The following is a 16,278-nucleotide window of genomic DNA, read 5'->3' as shown; positions in this document are numbered from 1 at the left end:
CGTTTTAATCTTTTTTAGTTAGCTGTTATAGTATTCTTAAAAGTTGCTTGCTCCTTAATCCAAGCGTCATATTCCTCTTGTGTTTCCACAATGATCTTCATTTGCATGTTATAGTGAGATTTTCCACAAATCTTGTTACACAATAACAAATAATCAAATTCATAAGGATCTAAAGCTTCATCTCCACCAGCAACTAACTCTTTACTTTTCTCTGTTCTAATGTCGTTGATGTTTTTTACTTTATCAACGATATCAGGGTTTTGACGCATTTCAGCAGTCGTGATTGTTGGAGTGAATGCAAACTGAGTAATCATACCAGGAACACAGTTCATTTGTGCTCTAAAGTGTGGCATGTAGGCAGAGTGCAATACATCCTGAGAACGCATTTTAAACAATACAGGTTTTCCAACAGGTAAGTGCAATTCTGTAGTGATAACATCATCTTGAGCGTTTGGATCTGCTTCGTCCAAACCAAGGATGTTAGCACGGTCGTTATCAATCAATCTTACGTTAGCCATACCCAATACATTGTCTTGACCGGCGTAACGTGCTTTCCAGTTAAACTGTTGTGCATACAATTCAACTACTAAAGGATCGGCATCTTCATCTACATTCATAATGCTTGTCCAAGTGAACAAACCGTAGATAATCAAACCTGCTAAAGTAATTACAGGAATAATAGTCCAGATAGCTTCCAATTTGTTGTTATCGGCATAGAATAAAGCCTTTCTTCCTTTTTCACCTTTGTATTTAAAGGCAAAGTAGTGTAATAAGAACTGAGTAATGGTTTGTACGATAAAGATAATCACCAATGAAATGGTCATTAAGTTATCGATTTGTGGTCCGTGTTCTGAGGCAGAATTGGACAATAATGGTAAGTCTCCCCATTTAACGATACTAACGATCGTTATAACATAAATGAAGACTAAGAAACCTATCATTAAATAGCCATTAAGTTTGTTGTCCTTATCATCGGCAATTTGAGAATTTGAAGCACCCACTTGGGCCAAATCAAATATCTTCACCATTTGCCAAATTGCAATAGCTATAAATAGTACTATTATAATTGTTAAAAAAGCAGTCATTGTCGTTTCTCTTCTTTATTTAGTTATATTAATAATGGAAATGTTCACTCTCTTTGATGTATGGATTTCCTTTGGCCAATAAAGGTGCTTTTGTCAAGGCGGTAAATACCACAAAGATGAACAATCCACCAAATAACAATATTGAACCAATTTCTGGAATTCCAATAAACCATCTGTCACCCACAGTTGCTGGCATGATCATGTTGAATATATCTAGGTAGTGACCTGCAAGGATAACTACACCAGCCATAACAACAAACCAAGGAATACGTTTGTAATCACTGTTCATTAACAATAATAATGGGAACAAGAAGTTCATGGCAACCATACCTAAGAATGGCAATTTGTAATCCTCTAAACGAGTTACGAAGTAAGTTACCTCTTCTGGAATGTTAGAATACCAAATCAACATGAACTGAGAGAACCACAAATACGTCCAGAAAATAGAAATACCGAACATGAATTTAGCTAAGTCATGCAAGTGGCTATCATTAACAAATGGTAATAACCCTTTGTTTTTAAGATAAAGTGTAATCATAGCAATTACGGTAATGGCACTTACAAACATACTAGCAAACACATACCATCCAAATAATGTAGAGAACCAGTGTGGGTCAACACTCATGATCCAATCCCAAGACATCATAGATTCTGTGTAGATGTAGAATACTAAGAACGCTGCAGAAATACGGAATGACTTTTTAAAGTTTTTGTTATCATCGGCATTATCCTGAGCAATAGAAAATTTACGTGCAAAGTGACGGTATAAAGACCATCCCGCAATAAAGATAAATCCTCTAATAGCAAAGCCCCATGTGTTCAACCATCCAGCCTTACCTTGGATCAATTTATCGTGAGCTACAACTTCAGGATCCATCCATACAAATAGATTGTAATGTCCAATAGTTCCAGAGGCTACACCAATCAATACTACGATTATTGCTCCAGGTAATAAATAGGCCGTTATACCTTCCATCACTCTGAACAATACTGGAGACCAACCTGCTTGAGCCGCAAACTGGATAGCATAAAACGCCAAAGCTCCAAGTGCAATCATCATAAAGAAGAATGCTGCTACGTAAAGTGCAGACCAAGGTCTGTTGGCAATTTGGTGTTGCACATGCTCTATATGCTTTTTATGTGCATCTTCATGGTGAACTTCTTCACCGGCATGTCCTTCAGCTGCATGTGTGTCATGTGAAGCTGCAGGTGCTACATGAGCTGCTTCGGCATCATGTCCTCCACCGTGGTGGGCACTTTCAGCAGCAACTATGGCTTCTACCTCTTCAAAAGATTTATGAGATGTCATAAAACCAATAACAACTCCTATCGCCCCGATAATCATTAATGCGATAGAGAATGTCTTTAATCTATTTGAGAATGTGTACATGTCTTTATATAATCTTTATCAATCTTATTTTTCTAATTTCGCTTTTAGGTCTAAAACGTAAGCAACTACATGCCAACGCTCTTCCTCACTTAACTGATTGGCATATGAACCCATCGCATTTTTACCGTAGTAAATAGTATGGTAAATACTACCTTCTGTGATGGCGCGTCCAGCATCGTCATATCTAGGGATACCCAATATCTTTTCACGCTTTACCAAGTTACCTTGGCCATCACCTTTATTACCATGACAGATTCCGCAGTAGATGTCGTATAGTTCTTTTCCTTTAGCCAAATCTACTTGAGTAGAATCCAAAGGACTCATTAAATTAGTTTTTGCTAGGGCATAACCTTCCGCAGTGTTGTCAAATTCGAATGGTAAGTACCCTCTTGCAACGGTTCCTTCTGCAGGAACTTGAGCTTCCACTCCGTTTGCAAAGGCATCAGACTCTGAATAGGTCTCATATCCTACCGACTCGTACATGTTTGGCATAAACTGGTAGTTTGGTCTTGAATCTTTCTTACAAGACACAAACGCCACTGCTATAATTGATAAAACTGTTATTTTTATTAAGCCTTTCATCTGTAAATTTCTGTTTTTTATTGTCCTCAGATGCAACTCACAAAGCGTTTAAGAAACTTCCAAAACGCTCTGTTCATTTCATATTAATGTGCTTCGTCTTTGTTAACTATATTAATTTCTACTGCACCGGTTTCCTTAAGTAGTTGCTCCAATTCAGCTTCATTACCGTGAACAGGGATTTCCATTAAGAAATGGTCATCTGTAGTTCTTGGATCAGGGTTCTCAGCATTCTTGAATGGCCACATTCTACTGCGTAGGTAAAACGTGATTACCATTAAGTGAGCTGCAAAAAATACGGTCAACTCAAACATGATAGGCACAAATGCAGGCATGTTTTCTATATAACTAAAACTAGGTTTACCACCAATGTTTTGTGGCCAGTCCTCGATCATGATGAAGTTCATCATTGTGATGGCTACCGTTAAACCAATACATCCGTAAATAAAAGCTGCAATAGCTATACGTGTTGGTGCCAATCCCATCGCCTTGTCTAGTCCGTGAACCGGAAATGGCGTATAAACTTCTTCTATATGATGTTTCTCAGCTCTTACCTTCTTCACTGCCGACATCAACACATCGTCGTCGGTATATATTGCGTGAATTACTTTTGATGAAGATTCCATATGCTGCAATTAGTTTTTAGAGTTGTTAACTTGACTTCCAGAAGTACGTGCGTCTGCTCCTGTTCCTACTAGGCTTTCACCTGCTTCTCTTATCTTCTTGTAACGCTCACCAGATGACTTCATGATCGTCTTAACCTCTGCCTGCGCAATTACTGGGAATGTTCTAGAGTACAACAAGAACAATACAAAGAAGAATCCAATAGTTCCGATAAAGATCCCTATGTCCACAAATGTAGGTGAGAACATTGTCCAAGAAGACGGAAGGTAATCTCTGTGCAATGAGGTAACGATAATTACGAAACGCTCAAACCACATTCCTATGTTCACCACAATAGAGATAAAGAAAGAGAACATGATACTTGTTCTAAGTTTCTTGAACCACATGAACTGTGGAGAGAATACGTTACAAGACATCATCATCCAATAAGCCCAAGCGTAAGGACCTGTTGCTCTGTTCAAGAAGGCATATTGCTCATACTCCACTCCAGAGTACCATGCAATAAATAACTCAGTAATATAAGCCACACCTACGATAGATCCCGTAATCATGATTACGATGTTCATCAATTCGATGTGCTGTACAGTAATATAATCTTCAAGGTTACATACCTTTCTCATAATAATAAGAAGGGTATTTACCATCGCGAATCCAGAGAAAATCGCACCCGCAACGAAATACGGAGGGAAGATGGTCGTGTGCCATCCAGGAATCACCGATGTTGCGAAGTCAAACGATACGATGGTGTGTACAGACAGTACAAGTGGCGTTGCCAAACCGGCCAATACCAAAGATACTTCCTCAAAACGTTGCCAGTCTTTAGCTCTACCTGTCCATCCAAAACTTAATAATGAATAAATTTTCTTTTGGAAAGGCTTCACTGCACGGTCACGGATCATTGCGAAGTCAGGTAATAAACCAGTCCACCAGAATACCAATGATACCGATAAATACGTTGAAATCGCGAATACGTCCCAAAGAAGCGGAGAGTTAAAGTTAACCCATAACGATCCAAATTGGTTTGGGATTGGCAATACCCAGTATCCTAACCATGGACGTCCCATGTGAATAATTGGGAACAATCCCGCCTGAACTACCGAGAAGATAGTCATCGCCTCTGCAGAACGGTTAATTGCCATTCTCCATTTTTGACGGAATAACAATAATACTGCAGAGATCAGAGTTCCTGCGTGACCAATACCTACCCACCAAACGAAGTTGGTAATATCCCAGGCCCAGCCCACAGTTTTGTTTAATCCCCAAGTACCGATACCTGTGGATACTGTATATAAAATACACCCGATTCCCCAAAGGAAAGCCACAAGTGAAATACTAAAAACTATCCACCATTGTTTGTTTGCTTTACCTTCAATTGGCTTGGCGATATCCACGGTTACATCGTGGTATGATTTCTCGCCTGTAACTAAAGGTCTTCTAATAGGTGCTTCGTAATGAGACGCCATAATCCTTTTATAATTATTTCTTAGTTTGTTTTATTATGCTTCTGTTGTGTTTCTCACCTTAGTTTGGTAGATCACGTTTGGTTTTGTTCCAATGTGCTCTAACAAGTGATACATACGGTTGTCCGCTTTAAGGTGGGCTACTTTACTATCCTTATCATTGATATCTCCAAATACCATAGCGCCACTGCTACAAGCTGCAGAACATGCTGTTTGGAATTCACCATCCTTAATCACACGTCCATCACGTTTAGCGTCAAGAACAGTTTTTTGTGTCATTTGGATACACATAGAACATTTTTCCATAACTCCACGAGAACGTACCACTACGTCTGGGTTTAATACCATACGACCTAAATCGTCATTCATATGATAATCGAATTCATCGTTTCCGTTGTAAAGGAACCAGTTGAATCGACGTACTTTATAAGGACAGTTGTTTGCACAGTAACGGGTACCTACACAACGGTTATAAGCCATGTGGTTTTGTCCTTGACGACCATGTGATGTTGCCGCAACAGGACATACAGTTTCACAAGGTGCGTGGTTACAGTGCTGACACATTACTGGTTGGAAAGCAACTTGAGGATTGTCGGCTGGATGCTCCATTTCTCCAAATCCTGTCAATGAACTTCCAAGTCCAGCAATATTGTCTTTCTTCTCATTATCCCCTTCGAAAGAGTCTTCAGAAGAATAGTATCTATCGATACGTAACCAGTGCATATCACGGCTACGACGTACTTCTTCTTTACCTACCACAGGAACGTTGTTTTCAGCGTGACATGCAATTACACAAGCCCCACAACCTGTACAAGCGTTCAAGTCGATAGAAAGGTTAAAGTGATGCCCGATAGAACGATCGAACTCATCCCATAAATCAACATCTGGAGATGTTACAGGGGTTTCTTCGTGGTTCAAAGACACCATAGGAATAGCATTCCAGTAAGATTTATCTTTCGTATTGAAAATCTCTAAGGTAGTTTCCTTAACAATATCTCCACGTCCCATCAAGGTATTGTGCAACTGGATACATGCAAACTCATGCATTCCTGCAGCTGCAGCAACCGTTACATTTTGAACTGTATTGAAATCTTGGTATAAAGTAAAGGCGTTAACACCAGTCTTCATTTCTTCTTTCAATCCTTCAGTTCTACCGTAACCAAATGCTAAACCAACAGTTCCTTTAGCCTGTCCTGGTTGGATCAACACAGGAACATTCTTCAAGGTCGTTCCGTTTACGGTAACATCGGCATAACTACCATCCAAAGCTCCGGTAGCTACGTGTACGTTTTTCAAGTTTAAGCTTTCAGCATCTGCCTTGGATACCGTTAGGTAGTTATCCCAAGACACACGAGAAATAGGATCTGGAAACTCTTGCAACCATGGGTTGTTGGCCTGTTGACCGTCTCCCATTCCAGTTTTAGAATAGAATACCAATTCCATTCCTTGAGAAGTGGCACCTGCCAAAGCTCTTGCTGCGGCAGCTCCAGAAGTAGCTGTAGTAGTTTCTACAGTACCTTCTTCTTCTTTCTTAAGACCTAATCCTTCAGCAACATCTTCAATGATACCACCAACGAAAGTTTTGTCTTCGTGGTGAGCACCTTCTGGAGTTTCCACTACAACACTGTGGTTAGTAGTAAACACACCATCATGCAATGCTTGACTGAAAGAAGCTCCTCCTAATACACTCGTAATCCAAGTTTGCTTGATATAGTCGTGGTAAGTAGTTGCACTTCCATTCCACTTCAATAAAGCTTCTTGGAATTGTCTTGTGTCGAACAAAGGACGAATAGTAGGTTGTGTTAACCCGTAGTATCCCTTCTTCATTTCTACATCCCCCCAAGATTCTAAATAGTGAGGTGCTGCAGCGATATATTGTGCCAATGCAGAAGTTTCATCTTTCTTCAAAGAGAATGCAATTGACAAATCTGTTTGTTTTAATCCTTCAGCAAAATCAGCAGCATTAGGTAAGGTATACATTGGGTTTACACCACTCATGATGATAGCTCCAACTTTACCAGCTTTCATATCTGCTACCAAAGCAGCTACAGCCTTATCGTTACCTTGTCTAGTTTTGATAGTTGTTTTAGGATCATATGCTTTACTCTTCAAGTGGCTATTGATTTCCAATACCACAGTTTGAGCATTTACATCTTGAAGTCCTGTTACAACTACAGCATTAGCACCAGCGCTCTTAATTTGAGAAGCAGCATTTGCAACTGCTTGAGCAACGGCTTCTGGTAAGTCTACAGATACAGAGCCACCAACCACTAATGTATAAAGTTTTGCTAAAGCTTGTTTTTGTTGTGTAGGTGTTAATTGTACACGCTTGTCAGCGTTGGCACCAGTTAACGACATGTTTGATTCAAATTGAATATGTCTAGACATTTTACCGTGGTTAGGTACACGTCCTTTTGCATATCCGGAATCAAATCCTCCACCTTGCCAATCTCCTAAGAAATCCGCACCTATTGAAACAATAGTTGATGCTTTGGAAAAATCGTAGTTAGCAAGACCTCTTTCACCGTATTTAGCTTGGTAAGCATCTAATGCAGCAGATTCAGAAACCGCATCGTATTGCACGTGCTTAACGTTTCCAAACTTGGCAGCAAACTCAGCAATCAACGCAGAAGTAGAAGGACTGGCAAACGTTTGAGTCAATAACACAATTTGTTTTCCAGAAGCTTTAACTTCATTAAGTTTTTGATTTGTTTGCGCATCAAATTCATTCCAAGTGATAGCAGCATCACCTTTCATTGGTCCTTGCACCCTTAAACTATCGTACAATCCTAAAACAGATGCGTTCACTCTTGCATTGGCACTACCATTTACAGCAGCTAAAGCATTGTTTTCGATTTTAATTGGACGACCTTCACGGGTTTTAACTAAAACGCTTGCAAAGTCATATCCATCTGCAATGGTAGTTGCATAGTAGTTGGCAACACCAGGAATGATTTCCTCTGGTTGCACTACATAAGGGATAGACTTAATTACCGGCCCTTCACAGGCTGCCAATGAAGCAGCAGCTGTACTAAAGCCAACGTATTTTAAGAAATCACGACGTGTTGTAGAAGAACTCTCCAAGGAGGCCTTATCTCCTAAAAACTCATCAGTCGGGATCTCTTCAACAAATTCGTTTTGTTTTAGCGTCTCAACAATAGAGCTATTCTCGTTAAGCTCTTCAACACTTTTCCAGTATTTCTTGTTTGATGACATATTATATAATTGAATTACTTCTTAATAAATTAATAATGACACTTACCACATTCTAGACCACCCATTTGAGCAGCAGTAAGTTTTTCCACTCCGTACTTTTTAGACAATTGCTCATGGATTTTAGCATAGTACTCATTATCCTGAACTTTCACCTCTGTCTCTCTGTGACAGTTGATACACCAACCCATTGTTAAAGGAGCATGTTGGTACATTACTTCCATTTCTTCAACTGGTCCGTGACACGTTTGACATTGGATTCCTCCAACAGAAACGTGTTGCGAGTGGTTGAAATATGCAAAATCTGGTAGATTGTGAATTCTCACCCATTTTACAGGTTGCGACTCACCAGTATATTTTTGGTCCGCATCGCTCCATCCAGCAGCTGCATATAGCTTTTGGATTTCTCCATCGTAAAACTCTTTGCTGTGTTCTACGGTAGTTTCCCCGTTATATTCGTAAATAGACTTGTGACAGTTCATACAAACGTTTAGAGATGGAATCCCTGAAGTTTTACTTACACGAGCAGAAGAGTGACAGTATTTACAATCGATACCGTTATCACCTGCGTGAATTTTGTGCGAGAAGTGAATTGGCTGCACTGGCTGGTATCCTTGATCTACCCCTACCTGCATTAAGTAACCGTACACAAAGTAAGCACTAGCCAACAATAAAAAGATAGCAGTTACCAAAACCAAGAATTGGTTTTTAACAAACGCTTTCCATAATGGCAATCTAGTTTCTCCACCAGTTACATCTACACCTTTAGCTTCAGCAAACTTGTTTAAGGTTTGTCTCACCAAAATCAAAGCCATTGCCAACAAGGCAAACAACAATGCTAAAGCACCTAAAATAATTTCATTTGAAATACCCGGCTCAGCAGCTTGAACAGGCACTCCTCCACCTGAAGTAACTTCAGTTTTAGGGGTAGCTTTTTCCTCTGCTGTATATGCTAAGATATCAGCTATATCTTGATCGCTTAAAGTAGCGAACGCCGTCATTGGCGTATTGTTGAATTCTGCAAAAATTTGATTAGCATACGCATCTCCAGACTTAATCAATCCTGCACTGTTACGTATCCAAGAACTAAGCCACTCACGGTCCAAACCTTGCTCATCGGCCAATCTAGTTTCAACGTGTCTCAAGGCCGGCCCTGTCATTTGCTTATCTAAATTATGACAAGCTGCACAGTTAGTATTGAACAAGGATTTCCCCTTTGCAGGGTCTCCTTCTTGCGCCCTTAAAGAGGCTGAAAGTGTGAGTAGAACAAGAAACCCTAATCGAATAATCTTTGAGGTCAATTTACGGTATATCACCTGTTTCATATTAATAGTTGAATTATCTTCCAAACTTTGGTATGATTTTTTCATTTAAAAAAGAAAAAAATACAGTTATAAAAATCTCGCACAAAAGTAACATTTAAAGTGGATTCTGAAAATGTTACAGAAGTGTTAACTGATAATTTATACGCATTCTAAATAAGCTAAATTACCCATATATAATAATGTATAAGACGACCTGTTTCTATAAAATATTTTCATATTTTAGCCGCAAGTAAATCCATAATACTAAATCATTTACACCCAAATAAACCATTCATTTTAAACTATTTTAGAATCATGACTCACAAAAATACAAAAAAAGCACTACTAGGTTTCTGCTTATTTTTAGGAGCTGTTTCCTACATACACGCGCAACAAGGAATTGTAACGGTGGACAAGAGCAATGAAATTACCAAACTTTTGGAATTCAAAAAGGATGTTAACACCGTTAAGCTGTATAAAATTCAAATATTTTCGGGTAACCGTGCAGGTGCGGAAAAAGCAAGATCAGAGTTTCGCGATACCTATGAGGATATACCAGTAAGTATGGAATATGACACTCCACATTACAAAATTCAGGTAGGTGCATTTAGAAGCCGTTTGGAAGCTGATAAAGCCCTTATAAAAGTAAAGGCAAACTACCCGAATGCTTTTATCTTCCAACCAAAAAGCGAGATTAAATAATCTCAAAACACACGATAATAAAAAAGCGACCAAATGGTCGCTTTTTTATTTCTGTATAATTTCAAATTGAATTTTACTTCAATTTTTTCTTCACTTCTACTTCTTGGAATGCTTCTATAATGTCACCTTCTCTAATGTCGTTATAGTTTTTAACCTGCATACCACAATCGTATCCTTTGCTTACTTCTTTAACGTCATCTTTGAAACGTTTCAAGGAAGCCAATTCTCCAGTGTAAACCACCACGCCATCTCTAATTAAACGCACACCTGCATTTCTCAAGATTTTTCCGTTGGTTACCATACATCCTGCAATAGTTCCCACTTTAGAAACTTTGAACAGTTCTCTGATCTCTGCCGTACCAGTAATCTCTTCTTTAAGCTCTGGAGATAACATACCTTCCATTGCATCCTTAAGATCATTGATGGCATCATAAATGATAGAGTACATTCTGATGTCGATTTCTTCCTTATCAGCAATCTGTCTAGCGTTACCCATTGGGCGAACGTTAAATCCTATAATGATCGCATCTGAAGCACTTGCCAATAACACGTCACTTTCTGTAATGGCTCCAACACCTTTATGGATGATATTCACTTGAATTTCTTCAGTAGACAATTTTTGGAACGAATCCGTTAAGGCTTCTACAGAACCATCCACGTCTCCTTTTAAGATGATGTTCAATTCCTGGAAGTCTCCAAGAGCAATACGACGTCCAATTTCATCAAGAGTAATATGACGTTGAGTTCTTACAGACTGCTCACGCTGTAATTGAGTACGTTTTGCAGCAATTTGTTTAGCTTCTCTTTCGTCCTCAAATACGTTGAATTTATCTCCAGCTTGTGGCGCACCATCCAAACCTAGAATAGATACTGGCGTTGATGGCCCCGCTTCTACTACATCCTTACCTCTTTCATCGTGCATTGCCTTTACCTTACCACTATGGCGACCTGCTAGTACATAATCTCCAATTTTCAAGGTACCAGTTTGCACCAAAATTGTTGATACATATCCTCTACCTTTATCCAAGAATGCCTCCACTACTGTACCGGTAGCATTCTTGTTCGGGTTAGCCTGAAGCTCTAGCAATTCTGCTTCTAGCAATACTTTTTCCAATAATTCCTTAACTCCAAGACCTGTTTTAGCAGAAATATCATGCGATTGGATTTTTCCTCCCCAATCTTCCACCAATAAATTCATATTGGCAAGACCTTCTTTAATCTTGTCTGGGTTAGCTGTTGGCTTATCAACTTTATTGATTGCAAACACAATTGGCACGTTAGCCGCTTGCGCATGGGCAATAGCCTCTTTGGTTTGTGGCATGATATCATCATCCGCAGCAATCACGATAATCGCGATATCTGTAATCTGCGCTCCACGAGCACGCATTGCCGTAAAGGCCTCGTGACCTGGAGTATCCAAAAATGCAATTTTTTGTCCGCTATCTAAGGTTACACCATAAGCTCCGATGTGCTGTGTAATCCCTCCAGACTCTCCTGCAATCACGTTTTCCTCACGGATGTAATCCAATAAGGAGGTCTTACCGTGATCAACGTGTCCCATTACTGTTACAATTGGAGCACGTGGCTTCAAGTCTTCTGGTCTATCTTCTTCTTCTTCGATAGATTCCTCGATATCTGCAGTAACAAATTCTACTTGGTATCCAAATTCGTCCGCTACAACCGATAAAGTTTCCGCGTCCAAACGTTGGTTCATGGTTACCATCATACCAAGAGACATACATGCAGAGATAATTTGGGTAACAGAAACATCCATCATTGTAGCAACTTCACTCGCAGTAACAAACTCAGTTACTTTAAGGATTTTGCTTTCTGCTTGTTGTTGCTCTAAGCTCTTCTCAGTCTGCTCTCTGTGTTGTTCTCTTTTCTCTCTACGGTACTTGGCACCTTTACCTTTCGTTGATTTCCCTTGAAGTTTTTCAAGAGTTTCACGAATTTGCTTTTGTACTTCTGCTTCGCTAGGCTCTTCCTTTACAATAGTAGGACGTTTTCCTTTTCCTTTAAACCCGCCACCTTGTTTTTGGTTACCTCCGCGATTATTATTTTGGAAGTTATTAGGTCTTGAATCGGTTCCAGTCTTACTAATGCGACGTCTTTTCTTCTTATTGGCGTCTTGTTGTGAAGTACCTGCAGCAGGCTTTTTATCTTCTTTTTTCTTTTTAGGCTTCTCAAATTGAGATAAGTCTATCTTTTCACCGGCAATTTTAGGACCTGTAAGTTTTTGATATTTGGTTTCAACACGTCCTTCTGGGAATTCTTTTGGCTTATCAGCTTGCACTTGCTTCTTCTCTTTTACAGGCTCTTTTTTAGGTTGAATATCCTTTTTTGGCTCAGGTTTGGATATTTTTTCCTCTTTTTTAGGAGCTACTGCTTCAGTAGGAGTTGGCGTTGGAGTTGGTGCCGGAGGTGGCGTTGCAGCCTTTACTTCCTCCTTAGGAGCTTCTTCAATTTTTGGAGTTTCAACTTTAGGGGTTTCAGCCTTCGGAGTTTCCTCTTTTGGTTGTTCTACCTTTGGAGCTTCCTCTTCCTTTTTAGGAGCTTCTTCCTGTTTAGGTTCTTCAGGTTGTGTTTCCTGCTTAGGACCATCCAAGTCTATTTTCCCAACTTGCTTAGGACCGGTAAGTTCCACACGAGCCTTAACCACTTGCTGTCTACTCTCCTCTGCCTTTCTAGCTTTCTCTTCCAATTCGCGTTCACGAATTTCACGGAGTTCTTCCTTCTCCTTCTGCTTCGCTTCACTTACTTCTTTGGATGCCACTTTTTTACTGGCATCCGTTTGAAATTCACTGGAAAGGATTGCGTAGACTTCTTCTGAAATTTTCGTATTCGGACTTTTCTCTATTTCCACGTTTTTTGATTCTAAAAAATCAACTGCACGGTCAATAGAAATATTGAGTTCTCGTAATACTTTATTTAATCTAATTGTTTGAGCCATAAATTGCCTGTAATATAAACTTATATCTGTTATTCTTCAAATTCTTCCTTAAGAATTCTGATTACTTCAAGAATTGTTTCTTCTTCTAAATCTGTTCTCTTCACCAAGTCTTGAACATCTTCTTCCAAGACACTCTTAGCAGTGTCCAATCCAGCTTTGCTGAATTCTTCAATGATCCATCCTTCGATTTCATCTGAGAATTCTGACAACTCTACATCTTCCTCTGCTCCTTCTCTGTACACATCAATCTCATAACCTGTTAATTGACCTGCCAAACGTATGTTATGCCCACCACGTCCAATAGCCTTGCTTACTTCTTCTGGTTTCAACAAAACTTCAGCATGCTTAGTCTCTTCGTTCACTTTAATTGAAGTTACTTTCGCAGGGCTCAACGCTCTGGTGATAAACAATTGAATGTTGTTGGTATAGTTGATTACATCGATGTTTTCGTTCCCTAATTCTCTAACGATACCATGGATTCTTGATCCTTTCATCCCTACACAAGCTCCAACTGGATCAATTCTATCATCATAAGAATCCACAGCTACTTTAGCTTTTTCACCAGGAATTCTCACTACGTTTTTAACAGTAATCAAACCGTCAAATACTTCAGGAATTTCTTGTTCAAACAGTTTTTCCAAGAATATAGGCGCCGTTCTAGACATGATAATGGCAGGTTTGTTACCTTTCAATTCCACGCTTTCAATAATTCCACGAACGTTTTCTCCTTTACGGAAGAAATCAGATGGAATTTGCTTTTCTTTTGGCAAAATTATCTCATTTCCTTCATCATCCAAAAGAATAATTGCTCTATGACGGATATGATGAACTTCAGCCGTATAGATTTCACCTTCCAATTCCTTGAACTGCTTATAGATATTAGTGTTATCGTGCTCGTGAATTTTAGAGATAAGATTTTGTCTTAAGGCCAAAATTGAACGTCTTCCTAAGTCAATCAACTTAACTTCTTCGGCAACATCTTCCCCTACTTCAAAGTCTGGTTCAATTTTACGAGCTTCAGAAAGGGCAATTTCCTGGTTTGGATCCTCAACATCTTCATCGGCCACTACCACACGGTTTCTCCAAATCTCTAAATCTCCTTTATCTGGGTTTATAATTATATCAAAGTTGTCATCGTCACCATACTTCTTCTTTAACGCATTTCTCAACACATCCTCCAAAATCGCCATCAACGTTACACGATCAATTAATTTGTCGTCTTTAAATTCTGAAAAAGAATCAATTAACGCAACATTTTCCATAACTTCTATGAATTAAAATTTTATAATAACTTTTGCCTCTAAAATATCGTCAAATTTTAGCTGAGCTTCCTTTTTAACTGTCACTTTTCCTTTTCCAACAGCCTTAGCTTCTCTTTCTTTCCATTCCAAGGTGATCCCTTCAGAATCTACATCAGCAAGCGTGCCTTCCAACTTTTGACCTTCCTTGGTTTTAACTTCCAAAATTCTACCTACATTCTTATTGTACTGCCTGTTGTGCACAAAAGGAGAAGTAGCCCCTGCCGAGGTCACTTCCAGTGAGAAATCCTGCTCCTCACGGTCCAAATTATGCTCTACAGCTCTGCTTACAAAAATGCAATCTTCAACAAGAACCCCCTCATCTCCATCAATCACAACCTTGATGTTGTTGTCTCCAACAATATCAAAATCAATCAAAAACAAGTCCTCGCGTTCTTGAAATGCCTTGTCCAATAATTCCTTTACAGTGTCTTTAAACATTTTCAGTATAAAAAGAGGGGACCCCTTGTCCCCTCGTTAATTCTTTCTCATACAACGCGGCAAATATACAACATTTATATTGATTTTCACAACCTATAGCATGTCGAATTTTATTCTTAATTTTATAGGAAGAACAACTAATATGCTAACAATGAAAAAAATACTTGTCCCTACCGACTTTTCTGCCGAAGCCGAAAACGCCTTGAAAGTCGCAGCCCAATTGGCCCGACGACGTGATGGCGAAATTTATTTGCTCCATATGCTTGAGCTTCCATTGCAACAAGTTGACGTTATGAACACCCCTAGTGAGCTCCCGGAAGCCATGTTTTTTATGAAATTGGCGCACCAAAAATTTGAGGAACTTCTTTCAAAAGATTACCTAGAAGGCATAACAGTTTATGAAAACGTCCAAACCGATGGCACATTTAGCAATTTAGTAGACAAAGGGCATGAATTCAATGCCGATTTAATCATTATGGGATCCCATGGTACTTCAGGTATTAAAGAGATGTTTATAGGCTCTAATGCAGAAAAAGTGGTACGTACTTCAGACATTCCTGTTTTGGTAATTAAAAACAATCATGACAACTTCATGGTGGAAAATTTTGTTTTCGCTTCAGATTTTAAAAATGACAACAAAGAAACCTACAAGCAAGCGGTAACCTTGGCAAAAGAATTTAATGCAAAAATGCACTTGTTAATGGTGAACACCGCAAACAATTTCATACCAACATCAGAAGCCAGACAGCGTATCCTGGATTTCATCAAAGATTACGAATTTGATAATTACACCTTGAACATCTACAATGACTCCTCAGTAGAAAATGGCATTCTTAATTTCTCCAAGGAAATCAATGCCGACTTAATTGGAATCAGCACACACGGTAGACAAGGAATCGCCCATTTCTTTAATGGTTCGATAAGTGAAGATTTGGTCAACCACGCAAAACGTCCCGTAATTACTTTCAAAATATAAATAGGCAGCCCTATTTAAGGAGTTATCTAAACTGAATATTCGTTGAAGTTTTTATTTGCCTATAGAGAGGAAATATTAAAGCTACCAAAAAGGCCTTAAAATAGCTTTTAAAGCAACAAAAAGCTGAATGCAACCCCAACTGTAAAAGTTGGGGTGAAGTGTCCAATACCTTCCTAAAACACCCAAAAACAAAAAGCCCCCAGCAAATAAATGCTGGGGGCTTCAAAAAAGGCGACGACCTACTCTCCCACGG

11 protein-coding genes and 1 pseudogene are annotated in these 16,278 nt (G+C 39.2%); 2 read left to right on the top strand and 10 right to left on the bottom strand.

The window, feature by feature from the left end; translation table 11 throughout:
* Positions 1-14: 14 nt before the first annotated feature.
* The 7 genes and pseudogenes from BKM32_RS06390 to BKM32_RS06360 all read right to left on the bottom strand — a co-directional run bounded on the left by BKM32_RS06390 (position 15) and on the right by BKM32_RS06360 (position 9,676).
* Positions 15-1,085, bottom strand: a complete 1,071-nt coding sequence (locus BKM32_RS06390) for a cytochrome c oxidase subunit II (protein WP_053978112.1) — start codon at positions 1,083-1,085, stop codon at positions 15-17.
* A gap of 28 nt (positions 1,086-1,113) precedes the next feature.
* A complete protein-coding gene (locus BKM32_RS06385) occupies positions 1,114-2,475 on the bottom strand; it encodes a quinol:cytochrome C oxidoreductase (protein ID WP_076663080.1) in 1,362 nt (453 codons plus the stop codon).
* 24 nt (positions 2,476-2,499) lie between these two features.
* A complete protein-coding gene (locus BKM32_RS06380; RefSeq protein ID WP_076663079.1) occupies positions 2,500-3,057 on the bottom strand; it encodes a cytochrome c in 558 nt (185 codons plus the stop codon).
* A gap of 83 nt (positions 3,058-3,140) precedes the next feature.
* Positions 3,141-3,680 carry a DUF3341 domain-containing protein gene (locus BKM32_RS06375; protein ID WP_053992935.1) on the bottom strand — a complete coding sequence of 180 codons (540 nt, stop codon included), beginning with the start codon at positions 3,678-3,680 and terminating at the stop codon, positions 3,141-3,143.
* A 39-nt stretch (positions 3,681-3,719) separates the two neighbouring features.
* Positions 3,720-5,141 (bottom strand): annotated as a pseudogene (gene nrfD, locus BKM32_RS06370) (NrfD/PsrC family molybdoenzyme membrane anchor subunit); the annotation flags it as partial.
* Positions 5,142-5,174: 33 nt separating this feature from the next.
* The gene (locus BKM32_RS06365) at positions 5,175-8,354 is read right to left on the bottom strand and encodes a TAT-variant-translocated molybdopterin oxidoreductase (protein ID WP_076663078.1); all 3,180 of its coding nucleotides are present in this window, start codon (positions 8,352-8,354) and stop codon (positions 5,175-5,177) included.
* 29 nt (positions 8,355-8,383) lie between these two features.
* Positions 8,384-9,676, bottom strand: a complete 1,293-nt coding sequence (locus BKM32_RS06360) for a cytochrome c3 family protein (RefSeq protein WP_076663311.1) — start codon at positions 9,674-9,676, stop codon at positions 8,384-8,386.
* A 294-nt stretch (positions 9,677-9,970) separates the two neighbouring features.
* Here BKM32_RS06360 and BKM32_RS06355 point away from each other — a divergent pair, with 294 nt between their 5' ends.
* Positions 9,971-10,357: an SPOR domain-containing protein gene (locus BKM32_RS06355; RefSeq protein WP_053978106.1), complete on the top strand. Its 387-nt coding sequence runs from the start codon at positions 9,971-9,973 to the stop codon at positions 10,355-10,357.
* Positions 10,358-10,430: 73 nt separating this feature from the next.
* On the opposite strand, the gene infB is transcribed toward BKM32_RS06355, so the two are convergent.
* From infB to rimP, 3 genes are read right to left on the bottom strand one after another with little or no spacing between them, the layout of a single operon-like run.
* The gene (gene infB, locus BKM32_RS06350) at positions 10,431-13,310 is read right to left on the bottom strand and encodes a translation initiation factor IF-2 (protein WP_076663077.1); all 2,880 of its coding nucleotides are present in this window, start codon (positions 13,308-13,310) and stop codon (positions 10,431-10,433) included.
* A 29-nt stretch (positions 13,311-13,339) separates the two neighbouring features.
* Positions 13,340-14,572 carry a transcription termination factor NusA gene (gene nusA / locus BKM32_RS06345; protein WP_076663076.1) on the bottom strand — a complete coding sequence of 411 codons (1,233 nt, stop codon included), beginning with the start codon at positions 14,570-14,572 and terminating at the stop codon, positions 13,340-13,342.
* 12 nt (positions 14,573-14,584) lie between these two features.
* Complete coding sequence (gene rimP, locus BKM32_RS06340; protein ID WP_076663075.1) at positions 14,585-15,049, bottom strand: ribosome assembly cofactor RimP; 465 nt, start codon at positions 15,047-15,049, stop codon at positions 14,585-14,587.
* A gap of 151 nt (positions 15,050-15,200) precedes the next feature.
* On the opposite strand from rimP, the gene BKM32_RS06335 reads away from it, so the two are divergent.
* Entirely contained in the window at positions 15,201-16,025 is an 825-nt protein-coding gene (locus BKM32_RS06335) for a universal stress protein (protein WP_076663074.1), read from the top strand.
* Positions 16,026-16,278 lie beyond the last annotated feature (253 nt).

This window comes from Mangrovimonas sp. DI 80 (assembly GCF_001975575.1).
Lineage (GTDB): Bacteria > Bacteroidota > Bacteroidia > Flavobacteriales > Flavobacteriaceae > Mangrovimonas_A > Mangrovimonas_A xylaniphaga.
This window is presented reverse-complemented; position numbering and strand designations above follow the sequence as displayed.

Bases quoted from the DNA above. Each gene is read 5' to 3' on its own strand.
- BKM32_RS06390 (WP_053978112.1), bottom strand. From the start codon at position 1,085: ATGACTGCTTTTTTAACAATTATAATAGTACTATTTATAGCTATTGCA.
- BKM32_RS06385 (WP_076663080.1), bottom strand. From the start codon at position 2,475: ATGTACACATTCTCAAATAGATTAAAGACATTCTCTATCGCATTAATG.
- BKM32_RS06380 (WP_076663079.1), bottom strand. From the start codon at position 3,057: ATGAAAGGCTTAATAAAAATAACAGTTTTATCAATTATAGCAGTGGCG.
- BKM32_RS06375 (WP_053992935.1), bottom strand. From the start codon at position 3,680: ATGGAATCTTCATCAAAAGTAATTCACGCAATATATACCGACGACGAT.
- BKM32_RS06365 (WP_076663078.1), bottom strand. From the start codon at position 8,354: ATGTCATCAAACAAGAAATACTGGAAAAGTGTTGAAGAGCTTAACGAG.
- BKM32_RS06360 (WP_076663311.1), bottom strand. From the start codon at position 9,676: ATGAAACAGGTGATATACCGTAAATTGACCTCAAAGATTATTCGATTA.
- BKM32_RS06355 (WP_053978106.1), top strand. From the start codon at position 9,971: ATGACTCACAAAAATACAAAAAAAGCACTACTAGGTTTCTGCTTATTT.
- infB (WP_076663077.1), bottom strand. From the start codon at position 13,310: ATGGCTCAAACAATTAGATTAAATAAAGTATTACGAGAACTCAATATT.
- nusA (WP_076663076.1), bottom strand. From the start codon at position 14,572: ATGGAAAATGTTGCGTTAATTGATTCTTTTTCAGAATTTAAAGACGAC.
- rimP (WP_076663075.1), bottom strand. From the start codon at position 15,049: ATGTTTAAAGACACTGTAAAGGAATTATTGGACAAGGCATTTCAAGAA.
- BKM32_RS06335 (WP_076663074.1), top strand. From the start codon at position 15,201: ATGAAAAAAATACTTGTCCCTACCGACTTTTCTGCCGAAGCCGAAAAC.